General features: G+C 63.2%; 15 protein-coding genes. 11 read left to right on the top strand and 4 right to left on the bottom strand.

The genetic code is table 11. The features are described from left to right. The first annotated feature begins 130 nt into the window (after positions 1 to 130). Positions 131 to 1528 (top strand): amino acid permease, encoded by a 1398-nt coding sequence (locus C2L66_RS00480; RefSeq protein ID WP_060599429.1) that lies wholly within the window; start codon positions 131 to 133, stop codon positions 1526 to 1528. Positions 1529 to 2237: 709 nt separating this feature from the next. Here the strand turns inward: C2L66_RS00480 and tnpC are convergent. After that, a complete protein-coding gene (gene tnpC, locus C2L66_RS00475; RefSeq protein ID WP_054935262.1) occupies positions 2238 to 3659 on the bottom strand; it encodes an IS66 family transposase in 1422 nt (473 codons plus the stop codon). 463 nt (positions 3660 to 4122) lie between these two features. Here tnpC and C2L66_RS00470 point away from each other — a divergent pair, with 463 nt between their 5' ends. From C2L66_RS00470 to C2L66_RS00440, 7 genes are all read left to right on the top strand, one after another. Beyond that, positions 4123 to 4623, top strand: a complete 501-nt coding sequence (locus tag C2L66_RS00470) for a (2Fe-2S)-binding protein (RefSeq protein ID WP_054929448.1) — start codon at positions 4123 to 4125, stop codon at positions 4621 to 4623. 10 nt (positions 4624 to 4633) lie between these two features. Then, positions 4634 to 7021, top strand: a complete 2388-nt coding sequence (locus C2L66_RS00465; protein ID WP_054929447.1) for a xanthine dehydrogenase family protein molybdopterin-binding subunit — start codon at positions 4634 to 4636, stop codon at positions 7019 to 7021. Between the two features lie 12 nt (positions 7022 to 7033). Continuing rightward, positions 7034 to 7831 (top strand): FAD binding domain-containing protein, encoded by a 798-nt coding sequence (locus C2L66_RS00460; RefSeq protein ID WP_054929446.1) that lies wholly within the window; start codon positions 7034 to 7036, stop codon positions 7829 to 7831. A 122-nt stretch (positions 7832 to 7953) separates the two neighbouring features. Further along, positions 7954 to 8841 (top strand): AAA family ATPase, encoded by an 888-nt coding sequence (locus C2L66_RS00455; RefSeq protein ID WP_054929445.1) that lies wholly within the window; start codon positions 7954 to 7956, stop codon positions 8839 to 8841. Positions 8842 to 8846: 5 nt separating this feature from the next. Beyond that, on the top strand, positions 8847 to 10088 hold the full coding sequence (locus tag C2L66_RS00450) for a vWA domain-containing protein (RefSeq protein WP_060599430.1): 1242 nt from the start codon (positions 8847 to 8849) through the stop codon (positions 10086 to 10088). Further along, a complete protein-coding gene (locus tag C2L66_RS00445; protein ID WP_060599431.1) occupies positions 10079 to 10660 on the top strand; it encodes a CoxG family protein in 582 nt (193 codons plus the stop codon). Before C2L66_RS00450 ends, C2L66_RS00445 begins: the two co-directional genes overlap by 10 nt. After that, complete coding sequence (locus C2L66_RS00440; RefSeq protein ID WP_060599432.1) at positions 10633 to 11661, top strand: XdhC family protein; 1029 nt, start codon at positions 10633 to 10635, stop codon at positions 11659 to 11661. Before C2L66_RS00445 ends, C2L66_RS00440 begins: the two co-directional genes overlap by 28 nt. Positions 11662 to 11730: 69 nt before the next feature. Here C2L66_RS00440 and C2L66_RS00435 read toward each other — a convergent pair whose 3' ends face one another. Continuing rightward, positions 11731 to 12453 (bottom strand): PepSY-associated TM helix domain-containing protein, encoded by a 723-nt coding sequence (locus C2L66_RS00435; protein ID WP_060599433.1) that lies wholly within the window; start codon positions 12451 to 12453, stop codon positions 11731 to 11733. 448 nt (positions 12454 to 12901) lie between these two features. Here C2L66_RS00435 and C2L66_RS00430 point away from each other — a divergent pair, with 448 nt between their 5' ends. Then, positions 12902 to 14899 carry a DUF3857 domain-containing transglutaminase family protein gene (locus tag C2L66_RS00430; RefSeq protein ID WP_054929441.1) on the top strand — a complete coding sequence of 666 codons (1998 nt, stop codon included), beginning with the start codon at positions 12902 to 12904 and terminating at the stop codon, positions 14897 to 14899. 23 nt (positions 14900 to 14922) lie between these two features. Here the strand turns inward: C2L66_RS00430 and C2L66_RS00425 are convergent, their stop codons facing one another. Together C2L66_RS00425 and C2L66_RS00420 are read right to left on the bottom strand one after the other, a co-directional pair. Then, the gene (locus tag C2L66_RS00425; protein WP_060602403.1) at positions 14923 to 15954 is read right to left on the bottom strand and encodes a serine/threonine protein kinase; all 1032 of its coding nucleotides are present in this window, start codon (positions 15952 to 15954) and stop codon (positions 14923 to 14925) included. 116 nt (positions 15955 to 16070) lie between these two features. Further along, positions 16071 to 16283, bottom strand: coding sequence for a hypothetical protein (locus C2L66_RS00420; RefSeq protein WP_007582104.1), 213 nt, complete (start codon positions 16281 to 16283; stop codon positions 16071 to 16073). A gap of 440 nt (positions 16284 to 16723) precedes the next feature. Here C2L66_RS00420 and C2L66_RS00415 point away from each other — a divergent pair, with 440 nt between their 5' ends. Both C2L66_RS00415 and C2L66_RS00410 read left to right on the top strand, forming a co-directional pair. Then, positions 16724 to 19903 (top strand): efflux RND transporter permease subunit, encoded by a 3180-nt coding sequence (locus C2L66_RS00415; RefSeq protein ID WP_060599434.1) that lies wholly within the window; start codon positions 16724 to 16726, stop codon positions 19901 to 19903. Between the two features lie 59 nt (positions 19904 to 19962). Further along, a complete protein-coding gene (locus C2L66_RS00410; RefSeq protein ID WP_060599435.1) occupies positions 19963 to 21249 on the top strand; it encodes an efflux RND transporter periplasmic adaptor subunit in 1287 nt (428 codons plus the stop codon). The last annotated feature ends 4 nt before the right edge of the window (positions 21250 to 21253 follow it).

Genomic DNA, 21253 nt, shown 5'->3' with positions numbered 1-21253 from the left:
AGGCGCGCCGGGCGCGCTGCGCACAACTGTTGTGCACCACGAGGGGCGGCCCCGCCCACTTCCGCTAAAATTGCGGGTTTTCCCCGACATTGGGCGCGCCACACGCGTGCTTCACAGGAGACCCCGCCAAATGTCCCTCTTTCGCAAAAAGAGCGTCGAGCACATGATCGCCGGCGCGCAGGCTGCCGGCCTGAAGAAAGCGCTCGGCGCGCTCGATCTCACCTTTCTCGGCGTCGGCGCCATTATCGGCACCGGGATTTTCGTGCTGACGGGCACGGGCGCGGTGCAGGCCGGCCCGGCGCTGATGCTGTCGTTCCTGATCGCCGCCGTTGCGTGCGGCTTCGCGGCGCTCGCATATGCGGAATTCGCCTCCACCATTCCCGTCGCCGGCTCGATCTACACGTATTCGTACGCGACGCTCGGCGAGCTGGCTGCGTGGATTATCGGCTGGGATCTGATGCTGGAGTATGGGCTTGCGACTTCGGCGGTGTCGGTCGGCTGGTCGGGGTATCTGCAATCGTTGCTGTCGGGCTTCGGCGTTGCGCTGCCTGTCGCGCTGACGGCTGCACCCGGCGCGCTTCCGGGCCACGAGACTCTGTTCAACTTGCCCGCGTTTCTCGTGATGATGGCGATCACGACGCTGCTGTCTGTCGGCGTGCGCGAATCGACGCGCGTGAACAATCTGATGGTTGCGATCAAGGTGACCGTGGTGTTGCTGGTGATCGTCGTCGGCGTGTTTCATGTGAAGCCGGAGAACTGGCATCCGTTCATGCCGAACGGCATCGGCGGTGTGTTCGGCGCGGCGGCCGTGATGTTCTTTGCGTTTATCGGGTTCGATTCGGTGTCGTCGGCGGCCGAGGAAGTGAAGGACCCGAAGCGCGACCTGCCGATCGGGATCATTGCGTCGCTCGGTGTTTGCGCGGTGCTGTATGTCGCGGTGGCCGCCGTCGTGACGGGGATCGTGCCGTCTGCGCAGTTCGCGAGTATTTCGCATCCCGTCTCGTATGCGTTGCAGGTTGCGGGGCAGAACTGGGTTGCCGGTTTTATCGATCTCGGTGCAGTGCTTGGCATGTTGACCGTGATTCTTGTGATGGCCTACGGCCAGACTCGTGTGATGTTCGCGATGTCGCGCGATGGGTTGTTGCCTGCGGCGCTTTCCAAGGTGCATCCGCGGTTTGCTACTCCTTTTACGACGACCTGGCTCGTTGGGATCGTGTTTGGGCTGATTGGCGCGCTCGTGCCGCTTAATGTGCTTGCTGAGCTGATCAATATCGGCACGCTGGCGGCTTTTTCGATGGTGTCCATCGCGGTGCTCGTGCTGCGGCGCACGCATCCTGATTTACCGAGGGCTTTTCGGTGCCCTGGCGTGCCCGTTGTGCCTGTGCTTGCCGTTGCTTCTTGTCTGTTTCTGATGGTCAATCTCAGCAAGGTTACGTGGATTGCATTTGTGATCTGGTTGTTGGTCGGGATGGTCGTCTATTTTGGGTACTCGCGGAGGCATTCCAAACTCGCGCACGGCGGGCGGTAGCGGTTCTTTTTCGCGGCGCGGCAGGGGTTTGTTTCTGGGGTTTTGGGCTTGGCGCTGGACTCAGAGGACGGTGTCTTTTTGCTGCGCAAGCTGGTTGGTTTTTTTAGGGCTTTGCGATGGCATCCGCGAATTGTTAGCTCGCTTCACGCGTCGCCCCTGTGCGGGGCGGCACCTACTTTTCTTTGCCGCCGCAAAGAAAAGTAGGCAAAAGAAAGCGGCTCACTCCGCCAGTGCTTGACGTCTGCCCACGGGCCCCCAACGTCCCCACACTTCGCACGGCAACCACGTGACCCACGTGCGTTGCCAACGCTCTCTCTGTACGCCTCACCCGCTTCCTATACCCCGCGTCGCAGCACGCCGCACCACACAATCCACCGCCGCCCAGGTGGCAAACTGTGTGTAGGTTGTCGCATCGTATAGGGTGGCGCTCTTACCGGCTGGGACGCGTGCGCTATCGGTCCGGAGTGATGCGTGCGAGGCACCACGGCCTACACACAGTTTGCCACCTGGGCGGCCCATACCATTCGCTGCCGCTTGACCGGGTACGGGTAATCGAAGCGGGTGAGGCGTTTAAACGATGCGCTTGCAACGAACCTATGCAAGCGCGCTGCCGCCTGAAGGATGGGGACGTTGGGGGCCCGTGGGCAAACGTCAAGTGCTGGCGGTGTGAGCCGCTTTCTTTTGCCTACTTTTCTTTGCGGCGGCGTAACTATTCAGCGGTAACCAGAGGTGAAACGACGAATCCGGCAAAGCCTAACGCCAGCGCGTTGATCAGCGAACGGTTCTGCTTGCGTAAGGTGGCAAGGTAGGAGCGGATCGTGCAGAACGCCTCCATGCCCGATTCCGAGCGGAAGCACCCGGAAATCTTCTGTTTGAGTTTGGGCATGCGGATATCGCGTTCGGCCTGATTGTTGTCGAACGGTACGCGGTGATCGGCAATGAAGCGCCACACCTCATCGGCATACTTGTGAAGCCGTGTGAGCAGGTTGCAGGTAAAGCTTTGCCTGATCCTGCCGCGACGTTCCTGGCGCAAGGGCTCACGCGCCTGCTGTGGATTGAGCTTGCGCGCCCGGGCGATCAGGGCGCGGCTGCGCCGTGTGTAATAGCGTTGGCGCGCCGGGCTCAGCATGTTGTTTCCTGAAGCCCGACTGAGTTCGACCTCGCGCTTTGCCTGGCGAAGCAGGTCAATCATCTGCTGTGCCCAGGGTTGCTGCGTGGACTCCAGGACGAACACCAGTTCACGCAGATGATGGGCATTGCACAGCGCATGCTCACACTCATAGCCGGCATACGGCCGCCAGCCGTCATGGACCGCGACTCCCGTAAAGCCGGGGAGAATGCCGAAGCTGTCCAGCGCCTGACTGCCGCGCTTGCTGTGCGCGCCATACCAGCTCAACGCGTGCGTCGAGGCGACATGCAGCCAGTGGGACTCACGCCCCACGCGCATGCAGCTCTCATCGAAATGCACGACGGGTTGCCCGCGTAGCGCCTGCTGGATCTGATCAACGCACGGCGCCAGTAACTGCGCGGCCTGATCAATACTGTGCTGGACGGTTCCCGTACTCACATGCAAACCGAACAGGTCTTCCAGCGCCTGGGCGGTGCGCGCAACCGGCAACTGCTGGTATTGCGTCAGATAGACGGCTGCGGCGCGAATCTGGGGGCCGTACTGAACCGCCTGGCTCACGCCCTTGGGAAATGCCCCCGAATGCTGCTTGCCGCAGCAGCGGCACTGTGCGATCTGCACGCGATGTTCAGTCACCTCAAAGCGCGTGGGCGGCAGATCAATCACCTGGCGGCCTTCGGGCAACACGGCCACGCTGGCTGCCGCGATGCGGTTGCCACATTTATCGCATACCCGCGCCACCGGGTGAATCTCGATGTGATCGGCTTGCGCGACGCGTTTGAGCGTCTTGCCTTTGTGCCCCGGTTGGGCGCCCGGCCTGGCGTCGCTCGTGTTACGCAATGACTTTGGCTTGCGCTTCGGACCATCGCTTGACGGCGGCTTGCTGGAGTTATGACTGTCCTTCTCAAGCTTTGCCTCGAGCTCGTTCAGACGCCTCACCAGATCAATGATAAGTGCGTCCTTCTGCTCCGGTGTCAGCTCCTTGATGTCGGGCATCTTCGTCATGCCCCTCACTATGCACATCCTGGTAGCAGTTTACAAGCGCTGAATAGTTACGCGGCGGCAAAGAAAAGTAGGTGCCGCCCCGCACAGGGGCGACGCTTGAAGCAAGCTAACGTAAAGCGGATGCCAGCAAAAAGCCTAAAACACCGAACGGCGACGCGTGAAGCGCGCTAACAATTCGCGGATGCCCGCACAAACACCGGCAAACCACCCAGCGTCGCAGACAAACCCAAAACCCAAAACCCAAAACCAAACCCCAACAAAAACCGCCGGAGGCACACCTCCCCATAGCCGCCTCCCGTTTTTTGTGTTTTACTTTTCGTCACAAACAACAAAAACAAAGCAAAAACAGCACCCCAACCGTACCGGACCCTCCAGCAGGCCAGCGGTAGCAAGTGAACATCGGGCCCGAGCCGGTCTCACCCCACCCGGGGCTCAATAAAAGAGCGTCCCTAGGAGACAGTTCATGGCGATCAGCATCAGTCTGACGGTGAACGGTTCACCCGTTACCGCGAACGTCGAGCCGCACACCCTGCTTGTCCAGTTTCTACGAGAACAATTGCGGCTGACAGGAACGCACGTCGGCTGTGATACCGCGCAATGCGGCGCGTGCACGATTCATCTGAACGGCCGCGCAATCAAATCCTGCAACATGCTCGCCGTGCAGGCAGAAGGCCAGGAAATCACCACGATCGAAGGGCTGTCGAAAAACGGCGAACTGCACCCGATGCAAGCCGCTTTCCGCGAGTGCCACGGCCTGCAGTGCGGCTTCTGCACGCCAGGCATGGTCATGAGCGCGACCGCGCTGGTCACAACCAATCCGAACCTCACGGAAGACGAAGTGCGCCGGCAGCTCGACGGCAACCTGTGCCGCTGTACGGGCTACCACAACATCGTCAAAGCCGTCGTTCAGGGCGCAGCCGGCATGCAGGCCGACGCGTCTTCGAAAGCCGCCGCGAACGTCTGAGGAGCCCGCCATGAACGCACCCGATTCGCACCGCATGGTGGGTACGCCCGTCAGGCGCAAGGAAGACTATCGCTTCCTCACCGGCAACGGCCAGTACACCGACGACATCGTCCTGCCCGGTCAGACCTACGCCGTATTCCTGCGCTCGCCCCACGCGCACGCGCGCATCACACGTATCGACACCACCGCCGCGAAGCAGTCGCCCGGCGTCGTCGCGATTTTTACCGGCGCCGATCTCGCCGCCGAAAATGTCGGCGGGCTGCCGTGCGGCTGGCTGATCCACAGCATCGACGGCAAACCGATGCACGAGCCGGCGCACCCCGTGATTGCGCATACGAAAGTACGCCACGTCGGCGACCAGGTCGCGATCGTGATCGCCGATTCGGTGAAAGCCGCAAAAGACGCCGCCGAACTGATCGAAGTCGACTACGCCGAACTGCCCGCCGTGATCGACACGGTACACGCCGCCGACGCGGGCCAACCCGCCGTCCACGACGAAGTGCCCGACAACACCTGCTACACATGGGGCCACGGCGACAAAGCCGCCACGGACGCCGCGTTCGCCAAGGCGCATCACGTGACGACGCTCGATATCGTCAACAACCGCCTCATCCCCAACGCGATCGAGCCGCGTGCCGTCAACGCCAGCTACGCGCCGCAGGATGACAGCTACACCGTCTATGTGGCCAATCAGAATCCGCACGTCGAACGGCTGTTGATGGCGGCGTTCGTGCTGGCGCTGCCGGAATCGAAAGTGCGCGTGGTCGCGCCGGACGTCGGCGGCGGCTTCGGCTCGAAGATTTTCCTGTACGCGGAAGACGTCGCGCTGACGTGGGCGTCGAAGAAAATCCGCCGCCCTGTGAAGTGGACGGCAGAGCGTTCGGAGGCGTTTCTATCGGACGCGCACGGCCGCGATCACGTGACGAAAGCCGAACTGGCCATGGACGCCGACGGCAAGTTCCTCGCCATGCGCGTGCACACGATCGCCAACATGGGCGCGTACCTGTCGACCTTCGCCTCCAGCGTGCCGACCATCCTCTACGCGACGCTGCTAGCGGGCCAGTACGCGACGCCCGCGATCTACGCCGAAGTGAAAGCGGTATTCACGAACACGGTGCCCGTCGATGCGTATCGCGGCGCAGGCCGTCCCGAGGCGACGTATGTGGTCGAACGGCTCGTCGAAACGGCGGCGCGCGACATGAACATGGACCCTGCCGAAATCCGCCGCCGCAACTTCATCCGCTCGTTCCCCTATGCAACACCCGTCGGGCTGACATACGACACAGGCGATTACGAACCCTGTCTCGACCGTGCGATAGAACTCGCGGACGTCAAAGGCTTCGCCGCTCGCCGACAGGAATCGGAGAAAAACGGCAAACGGCGCGGACTCGGCTACTCGTGCTACATCGAAGCGTGCGGTCTCGCGCCGTCGAACATCGCGGGCGCGCTCGGTGCGCGCGCGGGCCTGTTCGAAGCGGGCGAAGTACGCGTGCATCCGACGGGCTCCGTCACCGTCTTCACCGGCTCGCACAGTCACGGCCAGGGGCACGAGACGACGTTCGCGCAGGTCGTGTCCGACCGCCTCGGCGTGCCGATCGACAACATCGACATCGTCCACGGCGACACCGGGCGCATTCCGTTCGGCATGGGCACGTATGGCTCGCGTTCAATCGCAGTCGGCGGCTCGGCGATCATGAAGGCGCTCGACAAGATCGAATCGAAAGCGAAGAAGATCGCGGCGCATCTGCTCGAAGCATCGGCGGATGACATCGAGTTCAAGGACGGCACGTTCCGCGTCGCCGGCACCGACCGCACGAAGACCTTCGCCGACGTGTCGCTCGCCGCCTACGTGCCGCACAACTATCCGCTCGACAAGCTCGAGCCCGGCCTCGACGAAAGCGCGTTCTACGATCCGACCAATTTCACCTATCCGGCGGGTGCGTATATCTGCGAAGTCGAAGTGGACGTCGAGACGGGCGAGACGCGCATCGAGCGCTTCACGGCCGTCGACGACTTCGGCAACGTGATCAATCCGATGATCGTCGAAGGACAGGTGCACGGCGGTCTCGGCCAGGGCATCGGCCAGGCGATGCTGGAGCGCTGCGTGTACGACAAGGAGACCGGCCAGCTGCTGTCCGGCTCGTACATGGATTACGCGATGCCGCACGCGTCCGATCTGCCGTCGTTCACCGTCGAAACCGCGAAAGGCACGCCGTGCACGCACAATCCGCTCGGCGTAAAAGGCTGCGGCGAAGCGGGCGCAATCGGTTCGCCGCCCGCCGTGATCAACGCGATCATCGACGCGCTCGCGCCGCTCGGCGTCAAGGATCTGCAGATGCCTGCCACGCCGCATCGCGTGTGGTCCGCGATCCACGCTGCACAAAACTCACGTCCTTGAGCGGAGGCCGACATGTATTCATTCGACTATCAACGTGCTGCCGACCCGAAAAGCGCCGTGTCCATCCTGAGCGCCGACAGCGAGGCGAAGTACCTGGCAGGCGGACAAAGCCTGCTGCCGACGATGCGCCTGCGTCTCGCGCAGCCGTCGAAGCTGATCGACGTCACGCGCATCCCGCAGTTGAAGGAGATTCGCGTCGAGCCGACCAAAGTGACGGTCGGCGCGGCCGTCAGTCATGCGGACGTCGCAAGTCACGCCGACGTGCAGCGCGTATTGCCGGCGCTTGCGTTCCTCGCGGGTCATATCGGCGACCGGCAGGTGCGCTCGCTCGGCACGATCGGCGGATCGATCGCGAACAACGATCCCGCCGCGGACTATCCTGCCGCCGTGCTGGGCCTCGACGGAACCGTCGTGACGGACCGGCGCCGCATTTCCGCGGCCGATTTCTTCGTCGGTATGTATGAAACGGCGTTGCAGCCCGACGAACTGATCGTCGCCGTCGAGTTTCCGGTGCCGGAGAAAGCCGCGTACGAGAAGTTCAGGAATCCCGCGTCGCACTTCGCGCTGACGGGCGTGTTCGTAGCGAAGACGGCCGGTGGCGTGCGGGTTGCGATCACGGGCGCGGCGTCGTCGGTGTTTCGCGCGACGGACATGGAGAACGCGCTCGCCGCGAACTTCACGGAAGCCGCCGCACGCGGCGTGACGATCGCGCCGGACGACCTCAACACCGACATGCACGCGAGCGCCGAGTATCGCGCTCACCTGATACCCGTGCTGACGGCGCGTGCGGTGCGAGCCGCAAACGGCTAGCGGACGCGGCGTGCGACGCGTTTGAGCACCCGAGGCCCGGCGCGTCCGGGCCATTTCGTTTGTCGGGTTTGTCCGGCTTGCTCAGCGTTCGAGCAATGCAAGCCGATGTGCCAGGGAGAATCATGCAGCCCGCTTCAATCGACGACACCCTCGCCCAGCTCAATGCGCAAGGCTACTTCGCCAGCCGCGAACTGGCGACTGCGCTCTTTCTCGCGCTGCGCATGGAACGGCCGCTGTTCGTCGAAGGCGAGCCGGGCGTCGGCAAGACGGAACTGGCCAAGGCAGCGGCGGGCATGCTCGGCACGTCGATGCTGCGGCTGCAATGCTATGAAGGGCTCGACACGGCGAGCGCACTGTACGAATGGGACTATCCGCGGCAGATCATGGCGCTACGGCTCGCCGAAGCGGCCGGCGAGAAGCCCGACAGCAGCACGCTGTATCGCGGCGAGTTTCTGTTGAAGCGGCCTCTGCTGCAGGCGCTCATGCCGGACGAGCATCATCCCGGCGCGCGGCGCGTGCTGCTGATCGACGAAATCGACCGCGCCGACGAGCCGTTCGAGGCATTCCTGCTCGAACTGCTATCGGACTTTCAGGTGTCCATTCCCGAGTACGGCACGGTGCGCGCCGAGCATCCGCCGCTCGTCGTGATGACGTCGAACCGCACGCGCGAAGTGCACGACGCGTTGAAGCGCCGCTGTCTGTATCAGTGGATCGGTTATCCCGAGCGCGAGCGCGAACTGGCGATCGTCGCGGCGCGCGCGCCTGAAACCGGCGCAGCGCTGCAACGCCGCGCCGTCGATTTCGTGCATCGGCTGCGCGGCATGGATCTGTTCAAGGCGCCTGGCATCGCGGAGACGATCGACTGGTGCCGCGCACTCGCCGCGCTCACCGTCACCGAACTCGATCCGCAATCGGTGCAGGACACGCTCGGCGTACTGCTCAAGTATCAGGACGATCTCGCGCGACTCGACGCCGAACAGATCCGCCAATGTCTTGCGGCGGCGGAGTAGCGTCGATGATGCCCGTCAGCGATCCCGGTTCCGCGACGCTCGCGCGCAACGTCGTGCACTTCGTGCGGCTGTTGCGCGGCGCAGGCCTGCCGATGTCGCCCGCACAGGCGGTCGATGCGCTCGAAGCGTTGCGCTGGATCGATCTCGACAGACGCGACGATGTACGTGCGGCGCTCGCCGCGTTGCTGTTGCGCGCGCCCGACGAGCGCGACCTTTTCAACGCCGCGTTCGATCTTTTCTGGCGCGATCCCGATTGGGAAGGCAAGCTGCGCGCATTGCTGCTGCCGAAGGTGACGAGCGGCATCCCGCCGCCCAAACGCAACAACCGGCTCGCCGATGCGCTCGCCGCGCATCACGCGAAGCAGCGCAAGCAAACCGCGCAAGCCGCCGACAAAGAGCAGCATGAACTGCACGCGCACGTGACGTTCAGCGCCGAAGAGCGCCTGCGTCATCGCGATTTCGACACGCTTACCGCAGACGAATGGCGCACGCTGCGGCATCTGATTCGCGCGCAGCGTCTGCCGCTCGCGATGGAGCCGACGCGCCGGCTGAAAGCGGCGTCGTGCGGCACGCATGCGGATCTGCGCGCGAGCGCGCGGCATGCCGTGCGCGCGGGCGGCGACTGGACGGTGTGGAAATATCGCGCGGTGGTCGCGCGCAAACCGCCGCTCGTGCTGCTGCTCGATATTTCCGGCTCGATGAGCAGCTATTCGCGCGCCGTGCTGTACTTCTGCCATGCGCTGCTGCAATCGCGCGAACGCTTGCAGGTGTTTCTGTTCGGCACGCGTCTCACCAACGCGACGCGCGCGCTAAAAGAACGCGATCCCGATGTCGCGATTGCCGCGCTTGCGGATCAGGTGGTCGACTGGTCGGGCGGCACGCGCATCGGCGCGGCGCTCGCCGAATTCAACCGCCGCTGGGCACGCAGAGTGCTGACAGGCAGGGCAACCGTGCTGCTTGTCACCGACGGCCTCGATCATGAGGCGATCGACGTGCTCGAAACCGAAATGGCCCGCCTGCGCCGATTCGCGCATCGCATCGTGTGGCTTAATCCGTTGTTGCGTTACCGCGAGTTCTCGCCGAAGGCGCGCGGCGTGCAGGCGATGCTGCCGTTCGTCGATGCGCACAAGCCGGTTCACAATCTCGACAGCCTGGCTGCATTCGGCCGCGATCTCGCGCAATTGACGCGCGTATCCCGCGATGCCGCAGGGGCTGCGATATCTGGAGGAGCGACGTCATGGAGCTGACCGAAACCCACACGCTACCCGTGCCGCAGCAGCGCGCATGGGAAGCGCTGAACGACACGGAGATTCTGCGCGCATCGATTCCCGGCTGCGACAGCATCGAACCGGACGGCGAGAACGCGTACGCCGTCGCATTGAGCGCGGCGGTCGGACCCGTAAAGGCGCGCTTCAAGGGCCGCATGGAACTCACCGATATCGACGCGCCTCATACCTATACGATCGTGTTCGAAGGACAGGGCGGCGCGGCTGGCTTCGGTAAAGGGCAAACGCACGTGACGCTCGAACCCGACGGCGACGACGCGACGAAGCTCACCTACACGGCAACGGCGCAAGTCGGCGGCAAGCTTGCGCAGATCGGCTCGCGGCTCGTCGATGGCGCGGCGCGCAAGCTCGCTGGCGAGTTTTTCAGGCGCCTCGGCGAGCAATTGACGGGCGGCGGTGGCGGCGTGCAGGCAGAATCCGTCGAATCAGGCGACACTGCGAATCCTGTCGAAGACAGCGAAGCTGCCACCGACAGCAGTGGCGAGGAACCGAAGAGGAAGAAATCATGGACAGCGTGGATCTCGAAGTCCTGAAGTCCAGCGCGCGCTGGCTCGAACAGGGACATCGTGCGCTACTCGTGACGGTCGTGAAGACGTGGGGCTCGTCGCCGCGTCCCGAGGGCGCGATGCTGGTCGTGCGCGACGATGGCGCAGTGGTCGGCTCGGTGTCGGGCGGCTGTATCGAAGACGATCTGATTGATCGCGTGCGTCAGCGCGGAATCGAGCAAACAAAGCCCGAAGCCGTGAAATACGGCATTTCGGCTGAAGAGGCGCATCGCTTTGGTTTGCCGTGCGGCGGCACCATTCAGCTCGTGCTGGAGCCTTTGACAGAGGCGAGCGGCATCGCCGCGCTGTGCGATGCCGTCGAAGATGGACGGCTCGTTGCGCGCACGCTCGATATGGAAACGGGTGTCGCGCGTTTGGGTCCCGCACAAGCAACGGATGGCGTCGACTTCAACGAACAACGTCTGCTGACGATACACGGCCCGCGTTACCGGATGCTGGTGATCGGCGCCGGGCAACTGTCGCGCTATCTGTGCAATATCGCGGTCGGGCTCGATTATCAGGTGACGGTGTGCGATCCGCGCGAAGAGTACACGGATGAATGGGACGTGCCGGGCACTAAGGTCGTTCGTACGATGCCCGACGATACCGTGCTCGAAATGAAGCTCGATGAGCGCTGCGCCGTGATCGCGCTCACCCATGATCCGAAGCTCGACGATCTTGCGCTGATGGAGGCGTTGAAAACGCCTGCGTTTTATGTCGGCGCGTTGGGTTCGCGGCGCAACAACGCGGCGCGGCGCGAAAGGCTCAAGGAGTTCGATCTCACCGAGACGGAACTCGCAAGACTGCATGGGCCCGTGGGGATTTATATCGGCAGCAGAACCCCGCCTGAAATCGCTGTGTCGATTCTTGCCGAAGTCACGGCGGCCAAGAATGGCGTGTCGCTGCCGACGCTGCTGCAAGTCGAAGGTGCCAAGGCGGCGCGTGAGATTGCGGCGAGTGGTGGCGCGGCTTGTAGTATTCCGGAGTAGCTTTTCATCTGGGTTCGAACGCGACTCAGGCACGGTTCGCGTTCGAATTCCCCGATTCTGTCGACCAGTTCACATCACCCCACACACCACCGCCGCCACAATCGACCCGCCAACCAGCACCACACCCACGGTCCGTCGCTTGTTGAGTTCCGTCCATAGCAGCACGCCCGTCAGCGAAAGCAGAATCAGACTGCCCGCGATCGTATCGATCAACAGCACCCAGCCGACGCTCAAGCCAACGCCCTTATGCAGGTTGTTCATCGTGCCGAGAAACGAGTTTTGTGTGCGCTTCACCGACACGAAGCTGTTGCCCACCCAATACTCGGCCTGCACGTTCTGCCCCGGCGCGGCGATCCCGATCTGCCAGAACTCCGGCTGTACGGCGCTTTGATCGCCCCATGCCACCGGGTGCGCGGGCTCGCGCCGCGCCCTGCCCGGCTTGCCGTCGATATGCAGTTCATCCTTCAGCCAGTGCGCCATCTCGCCGGGCGACTTGAAACCCTTCTGCGGCAACGCGATTTGCAACTGCTCGACCTGTGGCTCGCCTGACGACACCTTCAGCGGTCCCGCGCGGTGATTCAGCAGAAAGCCCGTCACACCAAACAGCAGCCCGAGCACGGCGCCCCATAGCCCGACCCAGCCGTGCACCTTGCGCAGCCACTTGATGAAATTCGCGCGCCGCGAGCGCTGACGCCGCGCGGCCAGTTCGTCCGCGTCCAGCTGCTGGACGGCGGCGGACATCCCGCCCGCGCGGGCGACAGGCTTCAGTTCGATCGATTCGGGCGCGTTCATCGTGTTCCTGGCAAAGCGGGTCGTGCGCTGCCGACGTGCGGCAACGTTGGAATGGAAACTGGAAATGTCGTTCGGAGCGGAACGACGGATGTCCGAAGCTCGCCTGCCGCAAGACAGGCGGCAGCTACGGCATCCAGGCAAAAGCAGGATGGTCATCGAAGAGCTGGCTGGCCTGTCTCAGCACGTTCCTCGCATGGGACCAGAGACAAGCGCTAAAGCACTAACTCTGGTCGACAGAGGAGAAGACGACAAATCGCTGGCGACGCCCTTCAGATGAGAATGACTATCATTACATAGAATGTGATTTCTTTCAATCCCGACGGCTCGGCCCGGCGTCCGGAAAAAGATGCCGTTGTGTGCGGTTTGCCCGCTTGACACAAATGCCGTGTGATTTTGAAGTGTGAGATGCGACAGAACTAGACCAATTCCTTCGGACGCCTGATTCCCCATGCGCCTTTTCACGATCTTCCGTATCGCGATGGCCTGTTGCGCCTTCTGCACAGGCGCAGCCCGCGCTGCCGACCAACCGGCTGACAACCCGGGCCTGACGACACCGAACGCCGCAACGGCCGCGCCCATCGAGCCATACACGAACGAACGCGAAACGCAGACCTTCACGGTGAACGCCGATGGCTCCTACACGAAGATCGACGAAATGACGCTGCGTGTGAACAACGAAGCGGGCGTCGCGCGCGTCGCGCAGTACTACATCTGGTTCAACCGCAACATGGCGAGCGTCGACATTCTGGAGGCGTATACGACATCCGCCGACGGCAAACGCCACGACGTGCGCCCCGAGCAGATTCGCGACGTGCAGGAAGCGCGTTCGTTCGACGCGCCGATGTTTCAGGACATCCTCGAAAAGGTGATCGTGTTTCCCGCCGTCGAACCGGGTGCGCGCGTGCACCTGAAGTATCGGAAGACGCAGATGCAGCCGATCGTGCCGGGCCATTTCAGCGACTTCACGCCGCCCGATCTCGCACCGACCCATCACTTCCGCCTCGTCTACGACCTGCCCGCCGGCAAGCCGCTTTACGCCGATGCACGCGGCTTCGTCGCGCTACCGCCGTCGACGAAAAACGGCCGCACGCGTTATGAGTTCCGCTACGACAAGGCGCATTTCGCGCGGCTCGAATATGGATCGATTGCGTATGTGAGCTATGGCGACCGGCTAATGGTCTCGACGTTTCCCGACTACGCCGCGTTCGCCGCGAAGTACCGCGAATCGGCCGTCGATGCGAGCGTCAACGACCCGGCGATCGTCGGACTGGCCCGCTCACTCACTGCCGGCGATCCGACGCCGCGTGCCAAAGCCGGGACGCTCTATGACTGGGTGCGCAAGAACGTGCGCTATGTCGCCGTCAACATTGGACGCGGTGCGGTCGTGCCGCATCGCGCGACCGATATCCTCACACTGCGCTATGGCGACTGCAAGGACCACGTCGCGCTGTATGGCGCGCTGCTCGACGCCGTCGGCATTCGCAACGAACCGGCGCTGATCAGTAGCGGCACGATCTACACGCTGCCCGACGTGCCCGGCTACGGCGTGTTGAATCACGTGATCACGTGGCTGCCCGAACTTCAGCTATACGCCGATTCGACCGCGCCGAACGTCGAGTTCGGCTATCTGCCGTCGACCGACATGAACCGCCCCGTCGTGCTCGTCAACGACGGCGTGCTGTCGCGCACACCGTCGACGGCCACGATGTCGCGCACCACCGATCTGTCGATCAACGTCGCGCGCGATGGCTCCGCGACCTTCGTCTACCGGCTGGAATCCGCGGGTTGGGCCGCCGAGCAGGGCCGCGCGCTGCTGCGCATGCAAACGCCCGCGCAGCGCGAAGAGTCGCTGCAGGCGGAACTGCGCTTCGTGAACCTCTCGGGAACGGCAACGCTGTCGACCAGCAACCTCAACGCGACGGACGGCCCCCTGTCGCTCACGATGAAAGGCAAACTTGAAGACTTCGTCGTGCCTGGCACGGCCGCGTCGATTCCGGCGCTCACGAGCTTCGTCGGCGGATTTCAGTCGGACGCGCGCTACTGGCTCGGCGAACGGCAGCGCACGCAGCCTTTCGTGTGCCGCAATGTCGAGTTGCACGAGCGCACGCAGATTGCGCTGCCCGCAAATTTTCGCGTGCTCGATGTGCCGGAAGCGATGGCCGCGCGAAACCTTTTCATCGACTACCGCTCGACGTATTCGTATGACGCGAGCACGAATGTCATCACGGTGACGCGTGACGGGACCACGCGTTTCGCCAGCGAAGTCTGCTCGCCTGAAGATTTCACGCAGATGCGCGCGGGCATCGAAACGATTGGCCGCGACGTGCGCGCGCAAGTGATCGTGCGCTCGACGCTTGCGGATGCGGCACGCGGCGCGTCCGCGACGCTCTCGGCGCCACCGCGTGTGATCGCCGGATCGCCGGTCCGCGTTCAATCCGCCGACTGACGATCGCCCCACACGCGCAAGCATCACACCGGCCAGAGCGGCCCTTCCTGCATCGCACCGATCTGCTCGCGCAACTCGAGGATACGGTCTTCCCAATAGCGCTGCGTGTTGAACCAGGGGAATGCGACGGGAAACGCCGGATCGTCCCAACGACGCGCGAGCCACGCCGAGTAGTGAATCAGCCGCAAGGTCCGCAACGCTTCGATCAGATGCAGTTCGCGCTGATCGAAGTCGCAGAAGTCCTCATAGCCCGCGAGCAGATCCGTCAACGCGCGCGACGCCTCGTTGCGCTCGCCCGGAAGCAGCAGCCACAGGTCCTGAATGGCGGGGCCCATGCGGCTGTCGTCGAAATCGACGAAATGCGGGCCGGCGTCGGTCCACAGCACATTGCTCGGATGACAGTCGCCGTGCATGCGCAACTGGCGCACGTCACCCGCGCGTTCGAAGGCCTGCTCGACGCCTTCGAGCGCCATGTTGACAACGGCTTCCCACGCGACGCGCACGTCGGCGGGCACGAAGCTTTGCGAGAGCAGATAGTCGCGCGGCTCGTAGCCGAAGGTATGGATGTCGAGCGTCGGACGCGCCGTGTAGTTCACCGTTTGCCCAACGGCATGAATGCGCCCGATAAACCGCCCGAGCCATTCGAGCGTGTCCTTGCGGTCGAGATCGGGCGCACGGCCGCCGCGCCGCTCGAAGATGGAAAAGCGGAAGCCGTCGAATGTGTGCAGCGTTCGGCCGTCGAGCGTGCGCGCCGGCACGGCGGGAATCTCCCGCTCGCACAGTTCCGCGACGAAGGCATGCTCTTCGAGAATCGCTTCGCCGGTCCAGCGCTGCGGCCGGTAGAACTTCGCGACAACGGGCGGCCCGTCTTCGACGCCGACCTGATACACGCGATTCTCGTAACTGTTGAGCGGCAGCATGCGCCCGTCCGTGCGCACGCCTACCGTGTCCAGCACGCTATCGAGCGCATCCAGCACGACTTCCGGCGTAAGGCGGGCAAAGGGAACGGCATGGCCGTTCTGCGGGGTGGGAATCTCGGGAGTGTCTTCGTTCATGCCCGCATTGTGCGCCGTGCCGCGCGCAAAAACGAGCGTCAGTGTCACTCGGGATGCGTCGACCGCTCAGCGGCGCCGCATCCCGTCAATCACGACAGCAGGCAAGACAACCGCGATCAATGTATTTGCGCGCCAGCGGGGCGGACGAATTCGCCCGTGTCGATCAGATCTTCGAGGAAAAAGGGTTCCGTGTTCAGTATCTTCGACGTCCCCGGCTCGCCGGCGTACCACGCCACCATCGCCATGTCGCCGAGAATGCGCATCACGATCCCGCGCGCACCTTGCGGCACGGCGATATGCACGGATCGAACAATAGAACCGACTTGCATGATGTTTCCCCGTTCTCCCAATTGCCGGCTTGTTTGGGACTGCGCCGGTCAACGTGATGATAAAAGCGCCGCGACATCCGGATGGTTGCGTGCGCACCTGAATCGAAAACCAGGGGCCAGGATCGACTCGCATCCCTTCCGGCACACATCGGCCAATGCGAACCCCTCAGCCCCATTGTTGCCCTTTTGGGCGCTTTGGCAAAGTAAAAAGTAAGTCCTGGTGAGGTATCCGTCCGGTCAATTCGACTTACGAAACCCTGACTGTAACGACCCGTAACAGGCTCATCATAAACCGGACCGCGCGGTCGTCTCAAAAATGTCGATGTAAGCTACGATACGCGCTATATTCCTCTCGCGCACGCCCGGCCTGGGCGCCTCGCGCAATGCTGCTCGCTGCCGCCAGAAGCAGCGGCTCCCGCCCTCACCGGACCGCCCCGTTCATGTGGATCGTTCGTCTCGCGCTGCGGCGCCCCTATACGTTTGTCGTGCTCGCGCTGCTGCTGATCATCGGCCCGCTGACGATCCTGCGCACGCCTACCGACATCTTCCCGAACATCGACATTCCCGTGCTGTCGGTGATCTGGACGTACAACGGCCTGCCTGCCGACGAGATGGAAAAGCGCATCGTGCTGAACTACGAGCGGGGGCTATCCGTCGCGGTGAACGATATCGAGCACGTCGAATCGACTTCGCTGAACGGCATCGCCGTCGTCAAGATTTTCTTCCAGCCGCACGCGAACATCAACGAAGCGCTCGCACAAGTCACGGCGCTGTCGCAAACGCAGCTGCGCTCGCTGCCGCCCGGCATCACGCCGCCGAACATACTGCGCTACAACGCGTCCACGGTGCCGATCCTGCGGCTGTCGCTGTCGTCGCCGTCGCTCACCGAACAGGAACTGTTCGACTACGGTAATAACTTCCTGAAGACGCAGCTCGCGACCGTACCGGGCGCGTCGGCGCCGCTGCCGTACGGTGGCAAGCAGCGTCAGATCATGGTCGATATCGATTCGCGCAAGCTGCAGGAGCGCAATCTGTCGCCGATGGATGTGGTGAATTCGATCACCGCACAGAACCTGATCGTGCCGACGGGCACCGCGAAAATCGGCTCGACGGAATACTCGGTGCAGATGAATGCGAGCCCCGATTCGCTCGCAGGCCTGAACAACATTCCCATCAAATCGGGGCCGAACGGCACCATCTACATTCGCGACGTCGCGCATGTGCGCGACGGTTATCAGCCGCAGACCAACATCGTGCGCGTGGACGGCCAGCGCGCATCGCTGTTGACCATCAACAAAAGCGGCAATACGTCCACGCTGGAGATCGTCGATCGCATCAAGACCATGATGCCGGCGCTGCGCAATCTCGTGCCGGAGTCGCTGAACATCGATCCCGTCGCGGACCAGTCGCTGTTCGTGCGCGCTTCCGTGCAAGGCGTGCTGCGCGAAGCACTGATCGCCGCGTGCCTGACGGGCCTGATGATTCTGCTGTTCCTCGGCAACTGGCGCGCAACGCTGATCATTGCGGTGTCGATTCCGCTGTCGATGATCACGTCGATCATCGCGCTGTCCGCGCTCGGCGAAACGATCAACATCATGACCCTGGGCGGGCTGGCGCTCGCCGTCGGTATTCTGGTCGACGACGCGACGGTCGCGATCGAGAACATCAGTCATCAGCTCGAACAGGGCAAGAACCTCGAACAGGCGATTCTCGACGGCGCGCATCAGATCGCGATTCCAACACTGGTTTCCACGCTGTCGATCTGTATCGTGTTCGTGCCGATGTTCCTGCTGACGGGCGTCGCGCACTATCTGTTCATTCCCCTCGCCGAAGCCGTCGTGTTTGCCATGCTGGCTTCGTACTTCTTCTCGAGAACGCTGGTGCCGACGCTGGCGAAGTATCTGCTGCGCCATCACCATCGTCCCGCCGACTTCCATCATTCGCATGAAACGCGCAACCCGTTCATGCGCGTGCACCTCGCGTTCGAGCGCGGCTTTGCGAATGTGCGCGGGCGTTATCGCGCGTTTCTCGTGGCGCGCGTTGCGCGGCCCGGCATCTTCGTGACGGGCTTTCTCGCGTGCTGTCTGCTGTCGCTGCTGCTGATGCCGTTCCTTGGCCGCGACTTCTTTCCTGCCGTCGATGCCGGCACGATCGCGCTGCATCTGCGCGCAAAGACGGGCATGCGTGTCGAAGAAACGGCTGTCGTCACCGATCGCGTCGATGCGCGCATCCGCGAGCTGATTCCGCGCGGCGAACTGCATTCGATCATCGACAACATCGGCCTGCCCGTATCGGGCATCAACCTGTCCTACAGCGCGACGGGCACGATCGGCACCTCGGATGCCGACATCCTGATCAGCCTGAACCCCGATCACAAGCCCACAGCCGAGTACGTGCGCACATTGCGCCGCACGCTGACCGACGAATTCCCAGGCGTGCAGTTCGCATTCCTTCCTGCGGATATCGTCAGTCAGACGCTGAACTTCGGCATGCCGTCGCCGATCGACGTTCAGATCGTGGGGCGCGACGTGCCGGGCAATCGCGCGTTCGCCGCGACGCTGCTCGACAAACTGCGCGCGATACCGGGCTTTGCAGATGCGCGCATCCAGCAGCCTTCCGATCTGCCGCGCATCTTCGTCGATGTCGATCGCACGCGCGCGCAACAGGCGGGCTTCACGCAGAAGGACGTGGCGAGCAATCTGCTGATCACGCTGTCCGGCAGCCAGCAGACCACGCCGACGTTCTGGCTCAATCCCCGCAATGGCGTCAGTTACAACGTGATAACGGAAGCGCCGCAATACACGATCGATTCGCTGCAATCGCTCGCGAACATCCCGCTGAACGCGAACGGCCACACCAACATTCTCGGCGCGCTGTCGACGATGCGGCGCGAAGCAGGCAACGCCGTGCTCACGCACTACAACGCGCAGACCACTATCGATATCTACGGCACCGCCGACGGCCGCGATCTCGGCGCCGTCTCGGACGATATCCAGAAGATCATCGCCGACACCAAGGCACAATTGCCGAAGGGCTCGTCGATCGAATTGCGCGGCCAGGTGCAGACGATGAACGACTCGTTCTCGGGCCTGTTCACCGGCCTCGTGTTTGCGATCGTGCTGGTGTATCTGCTGATCGTCGTGAATTTTCAGTCGTGGCTCGATCCGTTCATCATCATCACGGGTTTGCCGGGCGCGCTGGCGGGTATCGTGTGGATGCTGTTTCTCACGCATACCACGCTGTCCATTCCGGCGTTGACGGGCGCGATCATGTGTATCGGCATCGCGACGGCGAACTCGATTCTCGTCGTCAGCTTCGCGCGCGAGCAGTTGCTCGAACATGGCGATGCGACGCGCGCCGCGATCGAAGCGGGCTTCACGCGCTTTCGCCCCGTGCTGATGACGGCGCTCGCGATGGTGATCGGCATGGTGCCGATGGCCATCGGCCTCGGCGAAGGCGGCGAGCAGAATGCGCCGCTCGGGCGCGCGGTGATCGGCGGGTTGACCATCGGCACAGTTGCGACGCTGGTGTTCGTGCCCGTGGTGTTTTCGATGATCTATCGACGGCTGTCTGGAAGACGCGCACGCGCTGCCGCGCATGTGGTCCAGAAGCCGCAATAAGGTGGCCGACGTGGCCACGGTCATAACAACGATGCGCAAGCACAGTATCTGGAGTTCCGATGGAAGGGAATCGTCCTGATGAGTCCGCGCCGCACGGGGAAGGCCCGCGCAGCTCATCGAAACGTTCGCGCTGGATCGTGATCGGTGCAGCGCTCGTCGTGCTGGCGCTCGCCGCGCAGGGTATCTGGTCGCGTCACGAAGCGCACGCGGCACTTGAACGCGACGCGCAGCATTCTGCGCAACTCGCCGTGGAAGTGATCAAGCCGAAAAAATCCGCGGCCGCGCTCGATCTCGTGCTGCCCGGCAACGTGCAGGCGTTTCTCGATACGCCGATCTACGCGCGCACCAACGGCTATGTGAAGAAGTGGTACGCGGATATCGGCGCACACGTGAAGGCAGGGCAACTGCTCGCCGAAATCGACACGCCCGAAGTCGACGACCAGCTGAAGGCGGCGAGCGCCGATCTCGCCAACGCACAAGCGACCTACGCACTCGCCAAAAGCACCGCTGACCGCTGGTCGGAAATGCTTCGCAGCAATTCCGTCTCGAAGCAGGAAACCGACGAAAAGGTCGGCGACATGCTCGCAAAGAAAGGCACGCTCGACGCGGCACGCTTCAACGTCGCGCGGCTCGAAAAGATGCAGTCGTTCCAGAAGGTCTACGCACCGTTCGACGGCATCGTGACCGCGCGCAACGTCGACGTCGGCGCGTTGATCGACGCGGGCAGCTCCGGCGGCCCGGCGAAGGAACTGTTCCATCTCGCTCAGGCCGACCGGCTGCGCGTCTACGTCAACGTGCCGCAGGCTTACGCGCAGGAAGTGAAGGCGCAGCAGACCGCGTTTCTGACGCTCACCGAAACGCCGGCCAAGCACTATCCGGGGACGGTCGCGCGCACGTCGGGCGCCGTCGATCAACAGCAACGCACGATGCTCGTCGAAGTCGACGTCGACAACCGCAACGGAGATCTGCTGCCGGGCGCTTATGCGCAAGTGCATTTCGCGCTGAAGTCGCAGGCGGCCGCGCCGTACACGCTGCCGGGTAACGCTTTCCTGTTCCGTCCGGACGGCGTGAAAGTCGCCACCGTCGATGCGCAGCAACGCGTGAAGCTCGTCAAGGTATCGCTCGGCACCGACTACGGCACGCGCGTCGCCATCGCCTCCGGGCTGACGGGCGACGAGCAGGTGATTCTGAATCCGCAGGATTCGATCGTCGATGGCGCTGCGGTGCGCATCGTGCATCCGAAAGCGAGCGGCGCGGCGGGTGCTTCAGGCGCTTCAGGCGCTTCGGGTACCTCTAGCGGCTCGTCGTCGCCGCAAAGCGAGCAGACTGCAAAGGCACAAGAGTGAGCAC

Origin of the sequence: Paraburkholderia caribensis (assembly GCF_002902945.1) — a bacterium.
GTDB lineage: Bacteria > Pseudomonadota > Gammaproteobacteria > Burkholderiales > Burkholderiaceae > Paraburkholderia > Paraburkholderia caribensis.
This window is presented reverse-complemented; position numbering and strand designations above follow the sequence as displayed.

Coding starts and splice junctions, on each gene's coding strand:
- C2L66_RS00435 (WP_060599433.1), bottom strand. CDS start 12,453: ATGAACGCGCCCGAATCGATCGAACTGAAGCCTGTCGCCCGCGCGGGC.
- C2L66_RS00420 (WP_007582104.1), bottom strand. CDS start 16,283: ATGCAAGTCGGTTCTATTGTTCGATCCGTGCATATCGCCGTGCCGCAA.
- C2L66_RS00480 (WP_060599429.1), top strand. CDS start 131: ATGTCCCTCTTTCGCAAAAAGAGCGTCGAGCACATGATCGCCGGCGCG.
- C2L66_RS00440 (WP_060599432.1), top strand. CDS start 10,633: ATGGACAGCGTGGATCTCGAAGTCCTGAAGTCCAGCGCGCGCTGGCTC.
- C2L66_RS00460 (WP_054929446.1), top strand. CDS start 7,034: ATGTATTCATTCGACTATCAACGTGCTGCCGACCCGAAAAGCGCCGTG.
- C2L66_RS00415 (WP_060599434.1), top strand. CDS start 16,724: ATGTGGATCGTTCGTCTCGCGCTGCGGCGCCCCTATACGTTTGTCGTG.
- C2L66_RS00445 (WP_060599431.1), top strand. CDS start 10,079: ATGGAGCTGACCGAAACCCACACGCTACCCGTGCCGCAGCAGCGCGCA.
- C2L66_RS00470 (WP_054929448.1), top strand. CDS start 4,123: ATGGCGATCAGCATCAGTCTGACGGTGAACGGTTCACCCGTTACCGCG.
- C2L66_RS00410 (WP_060599435.1), top strand. CDS start 19,963: ATGGAAGGGAATCGTCCTGATGAGTCCGCGCCGCACGGGGAAGGCCCG.
- C2L66_RS00455 (WP_054929445.1), top strand. CDS start 7,954: ATGCAGCCCGCTTCAATCGACGACACCCTCGCCCAGCTCAATGCGCAA.
- C2L66_RS00465 (WP_054929447.1), top strand. CDS start 4,634: ATGAACGCACCCGATTCGCACCGCATGGTGGGTACGCCCGTCAGGCGC.
- C2L66_RS00450 (WP_060599430.1), top strand. CDS start 8,847: ATGATGCCCGTCAGCGATCCCGGTTCCGCGACGCTCGCGCGCAACGTC.
- C2L66_RS00425 (WP_060602403.1), bottom strand. CDS start 15,954: ATGAACGAAGACACTCCCGAGATTCCCACCCCGCAGAACGGCCATGCC.
- C2L66_RS00430 (WP_054929441.1), top strand. CDS start 12,902: ATGCGCCTTTTCACGATCTTCCGTATCGCGATGGCCTGTTGCGCCTTC.
- tnpC (WP_054935262.1), bottom strand. CDS start 3,659: ATGACGAAGATGCCCGACATCAAGGAGCTGACACCGGAGCAGAAGGAC.